The sequence below is a fragment of the Streptomyces hirsutus genome, from assembly GCF_001418415.1.
GTDB classification, from domain to species: Bacteria; Actinomycetota; Actinomycetes; order Streptomycetales; family Streptomycetaceae; genus Streptomyces; species Streptomyces hirsutus.
The window spans coordinates 1-8,287 of sequence record NZ_LIQT01000083.1 but is presented as its reverse complement, the minus strand read 5'-3'; the positions used below and the strand labels follow the sequence as shown (position 1 = coordinate 8,287).

The window sequence follows — 8,287 nt, the reverse complement described above, 5'->3', positions numbered from 1 at the left end:
GGTGCGTTGACCGCTGCCGGCCGTGACGATGGTGCTGGTCAGGGCGCGATCGGAGCCGGCCGCGGTGAACGCACCACAGACCGGCAGCACCACAGACCGGCAGCACCCCAGACCGGCGAGGCCCCGCACAACGGCGTGGGGGGCCCTGGGCCTGTCGTCACCCTCCCGTCCGCCCCGACGGGAACGGGCGGCGACGGGCCTTCGCCCTTTCCCGGACCGTTCCCCGGCCCACCGCCGCTTCGCCCGGTCCTCCAGGTACGGCGGGAGCGTCCGCTGCTGCCGCCGCCGCTGCCGTCACCTCGGCCTTGCCGCGTGGTCGGCCGTGGGTTCCCCTCTGCTGCGACCACGGGCGGCGGCGGCACGGATCCCGTCGCATGACACCATGTCACAGGCCGTGTCCGGTTCACCGGTTCGGCCGTCGCATGCTTGTGCTTCTGAATCTGTCCTGGTCAGGGCGGCCTGCCCGGCGCACGTCGTCGCGCGGTTCCGCACCGTCAAGAGGAAGGTCTGCCGTGAGTCGGCCAGCACCCCGTCGGCGCCGGCGGACCTCGTCCGTTGCTCCGTACCGAAGACGCCTTTCCCGTCCCCGGAGAGGCACCGGTGGACGGCGTGCGGGACGGGGGTTGGTGACAGGTCTGTTCATCTGTGCCGTGCTGGGAGGGGGCGTCGCCTTCACGCAGTGGCAGGCGAGTCGCTCCGGGGCGGCGGCCGAGCCGGGCGGAGCCGGCGGCACGTCGCCGAGCAGCAGTGCCGGTCCGTCCGCCCCGGGCAGTCCGCCCCCGGAGGCCGGGGTGTCTCCGTCGCCGTCCCCGTCGGCCTCGGACGACGGTCGGACCATCGCCGTTCCCGCCGTCGGCCCCGGTACGTTCACGACGGCCCGCACCGACGGGGCGACCGTCGGCAGCGGCAGCCGGGTGGTGCGCTACATGGTGATGGTCGAGGACGGCATCGACATCCCGGCGGCCGCGGCCGCCGCCGAGGTCTCCGCCGTCCTGGCGGACGAGCGGGGCTGGACCCGTGACGGTACGCATGCGTTCCAGCTGGTGAGTTCGGGGACGTACGACCTCGCGGTGAAGATCGCGACGCCGGGGACGGTGGACCGGATATGCGGCGAGGCCGGCCTGCTGACCAGGGGCGAGGTGAACTGCCGGACCGGGGAAAACGTTGTCGTGAACCTCAAGCGCTGGGTGCGGGGTTCACCGGAGTTCGACGGGCCGATCGGCGACTACCGGGCGCTGATCATCAACCACGAGGTCGGCCACGGCATCGGCCGGGGCCACGAGACCTGCCCCGGGCCGGGCAAGCCCGCCCCGGCGATGATGCAGCAGATCAAGGGCCTGCAGGGCTGCGTGGCCAACGCCTGGCCCTACGACCGTTCCGGCACCTATCTCGGCGGCCCCTCGGTCCCGTGACCGGAGACCGTTCGCCCTCGCTCCGCGCCCTCGCGGCAAGGACGGCGGCAGGGCGGGCGCGGCCTCGGCCGGGCGGAGCCGGACGACTGCGTCACGCGGTGGGGGCCGACTCGAGGGAGGCGGCGAACGGCGTCCGGGCCGAAGGGGAGGGCCGGCGCACCGATGGAGCCGCTCGCCCCCCCGCACGGTGGCTGTGCGGGTGACCTCCGAGGGGAAACGGCGACGGGACACCCCGGGCAGGGCGCCCGGAATGCCCCGTCGGCCGTGTGCGCGGTGCGAGGCGCCCGGTCCGCGCGTCGCTGTGGGTGCACGCGGACCGGGGCCGTTGGTGGGAGCCCCGGGGCGGGGCTCAGCGGGACGCGAGTTCGCGTGACTCGAGAGCCGCGGTGTGCGCGTCCATCCGCTCGGCGGCCAGGATCGCGGCCACCGTGTCGGCGCGGGACGCGGCGACGACCAGGGCGCGGCCCGCGAGGGCGTGCGCCTGCCGGTGCAGGGCGGTGACGCAGGGCGCGCTCCCGCTCGTGGTCGCCGACGCACGGGCCGGCCTGCGTCCTCCCCGCAGGCGGGTCACCTGCTCGGCGAGCCGCTCGGCCGCCGTGTCCAGATCGGCCGAGGGGGCCACGACGCGCAGCTCGTCGGTGACGGCGAGCAGGGCGGCGAGATGGCCCGCGAGCTGGATGTCCAGCTCTTCCTCGCGGGAGCGGCGGGGGAAGTCGTCAGGAGCGCCGGCCATCGTGCGGTGGACCGACTTGGCGCGGATCGGTTCGTACATGGATGGCCTCCAGAGTGCTATCAGGAAACCATCCTAGCTTAGAACTCGTCTAAAGTTGAGTGATTGACAGAACCGGACGGAGTGAACACACAGGGTCAGGACTGGTGGTAGCCGTCCAGGAAGCGGGCGATCCGGCCCACCGCGTCCCGCAGGTCGTCGGCCGACGGCAGGGTCACCACCCGGAAGTGGTCGGGTTCGGGCCAGTTGAATCCGGTGCCGTGCACGACCATGATCTTCTCGCTGCGCAGGAGATCGAGGACCATCTGCCGGTCGTCCTTGATCTTGAAGACGTCGGGGTCGAGGCGCGGGAAGAGGTACAGCGCCCCCTTCGGCTTCACGCAGGTCACGCCCGGGATCTGGGTCAGCAGTTCGTACGCCGTGTCCCGCTGCTCGCGCAGCCGCCCGCCCGGCAGCACCAGGTCGTTGATCGTCTGGCGTCCGCTGAGCGCGGCGACCACGCCGTGCTGGCCCGGCATGTTCGCGCACAGGCGCATGTTCGCCAGGATCGTCAGGCCCTCGATGTAGGAGTCGGCGTGCGCGCGGGGCCCGGAGATCGCCATCCAGCCCACCCGGTATCCGGCCACCCGGTACGCCTTCGACATGCCGTTGAAGGTGAGGGTGAGCAGGTCGGGGGCGATCGAGGCGGTGGGGGTGTGCGTGGCGTCGTCGTAGAGGATCTTGTCGTAGATCTCGTCCGAGCAGACCAGCAGGTTGTGCCGGCGGGCGATGTCGGTCAGGCCCCGGATCATCGCCTCGTCGTAGACCGCGCCGGTCGGGTTGTTCGGGTTGATGATGACGATCGCCTTGGTGCGGTCGGTGACCTTGCGCTCCATGTCGGCGAGGTCCGGCATCCAGTCGGACTGCTCGTCGCAGCGGTAGTGGACCGCCGTACCGCCGGCCAGCGAGACGGCCGCCGTCCACAGTGGATAGTCCGGCGACGGGACCAGTACCTCGTCCCCGTCGTCCAGCAGGGCCTGCATCGCCATCACGATCAGCTCGGAGACGCCGTTGCCGATGAAGACGTGCTCGACGTCGGTCTCGATGCCGAGGGTCTGGTTGTGCATCACGACCGCCCGGCGCGCGGCCAGCAGCCCCTTCGCGTCGCCGTAGCCGTGCGCCGACGACACGTTGCGGAGGACGTCCTCCAGGATCTCGGGCGGGCACTCGAACCCGAACGCGGCCGGATTGCCGGTGTTGAGCTTGAGGATGCGGTGCCCTGCTGCCTCCAGCCGCATCGCCTCCTCGAGCACGGGGCCCCGGATCTCGTAACAGACGTTGGCGAGCTTGGTTGACTGGATCACCTGCATGAGGGGAGCTTACGGCCCGGTAATGCGGTTTGCGGCGTGTTATCCGCCACGTGAGGTGCTCCGGTTCGGGTGATATGTCCGGCGGCTCGCCCCGGAAGCGGCCTCGGGGCTGCCAGCGAGGCCGCCGTGGAAGCCGTCGTGGAGGCCGCCTCCATCGCCTCCGCGCCGGGCTTCCCCGCCGCGGGCACCTCTCCCGCCGTCCGTGCGGGGAGGGTGGTCCGGGCGGCGGAATCTTCCGGCCGGAAGGCCGGAAACGGCGTCTTTTCCCCCGGTTGCGACGTATTGACAATGCGCATGTCGATCAATCCTGTGGGTGGCCGGAGGAATCCCGCCGCCCTTCGCGGGATTCGTCGCAGGAGGGGACCGTTCCTCTGGACTGAGCAGGAGTGGGTCTGCTCAACCGCACGCCCCGAACGGTCTTGGGCGCACTGGTCCCCGACGTACTCGACCCCGGGTCGGCGACACGCATCCTGTGCATGGTCCGGGCCCAGGAGGCGGGTTCCCTGTACGACCTGGCCACATGAGTACGGCCGGAGGCGACGGAGAAGCCCTGAACCATCACTCCGGTGGAGCAGGGGCCCCGCTCACTGGCGCCGTACCCAGCGTTACCAGATCGCACGATCACGTTAACCCGGACGCCCCACGACGCCGCAAGCCCGGAAGTCGACCATCACACGATCGAGTCAAACCGCCCTCGTGCACGCTCCCCGGCAAGCAGTTGACGCCCCCACATGAGAGACCTCTCGTCGTCGCGCTCTGCGCCCTGGCCTTGGCCGGGGCGGGCGTGACCCCCGCGGTCGCCACCGCGCCCACCCCCACGGGCGCGGACACGGCCGCGGGTGCCGGCGTGGGCGCGGGTTCGGGTTCGGCCACGGTGCTCGACGTCGTCGACGGCGTCGCCGGCACCGCGGCGGACACCCTGTCCGGTCTCACCGGGCCGAAGGCCGCGGCGGTGAACTTCGCGGGCACCGTCTCGCTGAGCAACTGCTCGGGCTCCGTCGTCCGCCTGCCCCACTCGGCGGACGACGACCCCGCGCTGGTGCTCACCAACGGCCACTGCCTGGAGAGCGGCTTCCCCGCGGCCGGAGAGGTCCTCGTCGACCGGGCGTCCAGCCGCAGTTTCGGCCTGCTGAACTCCGCCGGGTCCCGGGTCGCCACCCTGCGCGCCAACCGGCTCGTGTACGCGACCATGACCGACACGGACGCGGCGGTCTACCGGCTCGGAACCACCTACGCGCAGATCAGGAGCGCGTACGGCATCGACGCGCTCACCCTCTCCGCCACCCGCCCGGCGGCCGGCACCGCCATCAGCGTGGTCTCCGGCTACTGGAAGCGGATCTACACCTGCTCCGTCGACGGATTCGCCTACCGGCTGAAGGAGGGGAACTGGACCTGGAAGGACTCGGTCCGTTACACCCCCGCCTGCGACACCATCGGCGGCACCTCCGGCTCGCCGGTCGTCGACGACGCCACCGGAAAGGTGGTCGCCGTCAACAACACCGGCAACGAGGACGGCGCGCGCTGCACGGTCAACAACCCGTGCGAGGTCGACGCGAACGGCGTCGTCACGGTCCGCCAGGGCATCAACTACGCCCAGCAGACCTACCCGTTCACCGCCTGCTTCGGCACGGGCAGCAGGCTCGACCTCGGTGCGAGCGGCTGCACCCTGCCCAAGCCGTGAGCAAAGGACACGAGGCAGGCCGGACGGGCGGTCAGCGGGGCGGCCTGCGGACCGCCCGCCCCGCCAGGACGTCGGTGCGCCGCCCGTCCTCGATCACGAACCGCCCGTCGACCAGCACGTACGGGATGCCCGTCGGCAGTGTCCGGGGCTGCTCGAAGGTGGAACCGGCGGCCACCGTCTCCGGATCGAAGAGGACCAGGTCCGCCCGGTAGCCCTCGCGGACCAGCCCGCGGTCCGCGAGCCGCAGCCGGGCGGCCGGCCGGGACGTCAGATGCGCGACGCACTCCTCCAGCGACAGCACGCCCAACTCCCGTACGTACCGGCCGAGGTACTGCGGGAAGGTGCCGTACGCGCGCGGGTGCGGCTTGGCGCCCTGGAGGATGCCGTCCGAGCCGCCGGTGTGCACCCGGTGCCGCATGATCTCCCGCACGTTCTCCTCGTGGCCGACGTGCTGGAGGATCGACGGGGTCAGCCTGTCCTTGAGCAGCAGCTCGCGGGCGAGGGCCCACGGGCTCTCGCCGCGCAGCGCGGCCGACTCCTGGACCGTGCGGCCCACGTACTCCGCCAGCGCGGGGTCGCCGACCCCGGAGATCTCGATGGTGTCCCACTCCATGGGCACGCCGTGGCAGCCGTCCGAGCCGGTGACCTCCAGGTGGTGCCGGATCCGTTCGGCCGTCGCGTCGTCCGCGAGCCGCCCGAGGGTCGCCTCGGGACCGCCCTCGCTCGCCCAGCTCGGCAGCACGGCGGCCAGCGTGGTGCTGCCCGGCGTGTACGGGTAGGTGTCGAGGCTGATGTCGGCGCCGGCGGCGAGCGCGTCGTCCAGCAGGGCCAGCAACTCGGGCGCCCTGCCCTTGTTCACGCCGAAGTTCATCGTGGCGTGCGCCAGGTGCAGCGGGCAGCCCGCCTCCCGGGTGAGCGTCACCATCTCCTCGTACGCCTGGAGCGCGCCCGCCCCGTAGGAGCGGTGGTGCGGGCAGTAGTAGCCGCCGTACCGGGCCACCACCCGGCACAGTTCGGTGAGTTCGGCGTCCTTGGCGTACATGCCGGGCGTGTACGTCAGCCCCGACGACATGCCGACCGCGCCCTGTTCCATGCCCTCCGCGACCAACTGCCGCATCCGGTCCAGCTCGGCGGGGGTGGCCTCCCGGTCCTCCCAGCCGACGACGAGCGCGCGCACCGTGCCCTGCGGGATCAGGTACGCGGCGTTGACCGCGATGCCCCGGTCGAGCCGGTCCAGGTACTCGCCCACCGACCGCCAGTCGAAGTCGATGTCGTCCCCGCCGCCGTTCCATCCGGCGATCGCGCGGCGGACCTCGCCGAGCGTGCGGTCGTCGACGGGTGCGTACGACAGGCCGTCCTGGCCCAGCACTTCGAGGGTGACGCCCTGCGCGGCCTTGGCGCTGTGGTCGGGGTCGCGCAGCAGCGCCAGATCGCTGTGGGCGTGCATGTCGATGAAGCCGGGGGAGAGGACGAGCCCCTCGGCGTCCAGTTCGCGGCGGGCCTTCGGGCGCTGACAGCCCGCTGCCGCCGCCTCCTTGACGATCGAGACGATGCGGCCGCCGTCGACGACCACGTCCGCACGGTACGCGCTGTCGCCGGAGCCGTCCACGACGTCGGCGTCCCGGATGACGAGTTCTTCCATGCCACCCCTCCTAGAAGAACGTACGGATGTAGTCGACCACCGTGCCGTCCGCCTCCGCCACGGGAATGAGTACCCACTTGTCGAAGGAGGTGCACGGGTGGGAGAGCCCGAGTCCCAGCCAGTCGCCGGTCTCCAGGTCGGCCTCCGGGTCGGTGCGCAGCCAGGCGTGCTGGTCGGAGAGGGAGACGACCGAGATCCCGGTGGCCGGGCGCTCCGTGCCGTCCCGGCGGACCACCTGGGCGAACGGCAGGTCGAGGTCGTAGGCCGCGTCCCGCTTGCCCGCGTTGGCGAAGGCCTGCCCGTCGGACGGCCGGGACACGATCTGCGTCCACAGCCGGAACGCCGGCTCCAGCGCGCCTTCCTCCGGTACCCGGTTGAACGGGGTCAGCTCGCGGTAGTGCCCGTCGTCGTGCGAGACGTACGCGCCCGAGCGCAGCACCTTCAGCGCCGGCAGGGAGAGTGCGGGGATCTCCGCGAAGACGTCGGCGACCGCGTCGAACCAGGCGCTGCCGCCCGCGCTCACCACGATCTCGTCGAGGCCCGCGAACCGTCCCGCCTTGTCGAAGTCCACCGCCAGGGCCACCAGGCGCCGCAGCCACGCCCGCACCCGCTCCGGGTCGGCGTCCGGCACCTCGCCCTCGTATCCGGCGACCCCGACCAGCCGCAGGCCGCGCGCGCCCGCCACCGCGTCGGCGACGGCGGCGCACTCCGCCTCCGTCCGCACCCCGGTCCGGGCGCCCTCGCCCCCGGCGAGTTCGACCACGACGTCCACCGGGCGGGCGGCCCCGGCGAGGGCCGCGTCCATCAGTTCGACACCGCGCACGGAGTCGACGTAGCAGACGAACCGGAAGCCGGGGTCGGCGTCCAGCTCGCCGGAGATCCAGCGCAGGGCCGCCGGGTCCACCAGCTCGTTGGCGAGGAACACCCGCCGCACGCCGAACGCCCGTGCCACCCGCACCTGATGCGGCACGGCGAGCGTGATGCCCCAGGCGCCGTGCTCGATCTGGCGCCGGAAGAGCTGCGGGGCCATGGACGTCTTGCCGTGCGGGGCGAAGGCGAGGCCGTGCCGGGCCGCGTACGTCTCCATCAGCTTCAGGTTGTGCTCCAGCCGCTCGGCGGACAGCGCGAGCACCGGGGTGGTGAAACCGCCGGTGAACAGGTTCCGGCGCTGGGCGGCCAGCTCGCCGACGGTCAGCCCGTCGGCGTCCGGCGGGAGGCCCTTGAAACGGTGGTCGACGCGTTCCTCCGCGAGGAGCGTGTAGGCGTCGGAACCGGGGTCGAGGACCATCAGAGCCTCCTGATCTGGTGCGTTGCGTTCTATGCAACACCCATTGCGTATGTCGCTTACCGCTGTCTAACATCTCGGCCACACGGGGTCAATGGAAACGGGTCCCGGCGGCCGACGAGGACAAGGCGAGGACAATGCGGGCGGACACCGACGATCCGCCCCCACCCGGCCCCGCGCCACCCGTC

The 8,287-nt window shown here is 72.1% G+C and carries 6 protein-coding genes; 2 read left to right on the top strand and 4 right to left on the bottom strand.

Features of this window, described 5'->3' with window-relative positions; translation table 11 throughout:
- The first annotated feature begins 626 nt into the window (after positions 1-626).
- A complete protein-coding gene (locus tag AOK11_RS07680) occupies positions 627-1,412 on the top strand; it encodes a DUF3152 domain-containing protein (RefSeq protein WP_338058918.1) in 786 nt (261 codons plus the stop codon).
- 349 nt (positions 1,413-1,761) lie between these two features.
- Here AOK11_RS07680 and AOK11_RS07675 read toward each other — a convergent pair whose 3' ends face one another.
- Both AOK11_RS07675 and AOK11_RS07670 read right to left on the bottom strand, forming a co-directional pair.
- Positions 1,762-2,184: an SCO4983 family protein gene (locus AOK11_RS07675; RefSeq protein WP_055592888.1), complete on the bottom strand. Its 423-nt coding sequence runs from the start codon at positions 2,182-2,184 to the stop codon at positions 1,762-1,764.
- 95 nt (positions 2,185-2,279) lie between these two features.
- Positions 2,280-3,491 (bottom strand): pyridoxal phosphate-dependent aminotransferase, encoded by a 1,212-nt coding sequence (locus tag AOK11_RS07670; RefSeq protein ID WP_055592887.1) that lies wholly within the window; start codon positions 3,489-3,491, stop codon positions 2,280-2,282.
- 784 nt (positions 3,492-4,275) lie between these two features.
- Here AOK11_RS07670 and AOK11_RS07665 point away from each other — a divergent pair.
- The gene (locus tag AOK11_RS07665; protein WP_240497255.1) at positions 4,276-5,172 is read left to right on the top strand and encodes a trypsin-like peptidase domain-containing protein; all 897 of its coding nucleotides are present in this window, start codon (positions 4,276-4,278) and stop codon (positions 5,170-5,172) included.
- A gap of 31 nt (positions 5,173-5,203) precedes the next feature.
- On the opposite strand, the gene AOK11_RS07660 is transcribed toward AOK11_RS07665, so the two are convergent.
- The gene (locus AOK11_RS07660; RefSeq protein ID WP_055592885.1) at positions 5,204-6,814 is read right to left on the bottom strand and encodes an N-acyl-D-amino-acid deacylase family protein; all 1,611 of its coding nucleotides are present in this window, start codon (positions 6,812-6,814) and stop codon (positions 5,204-5,206) included.
- A gap of 10 nt (positions 6,815-6,824) precedes the next feature.
- Positions 6,825-8,102, bottom strand: a complete 1,278-nt coding sequence (locus tag AOK11_RS07655) for an amino acid deaminase (protein WP_055592884.1) — start codon at positions 8,100-8,102, stop codon at positions 6,825-6,827.
- Positions 8,103-8,287 lie beyond the last annotated feature (185 nt).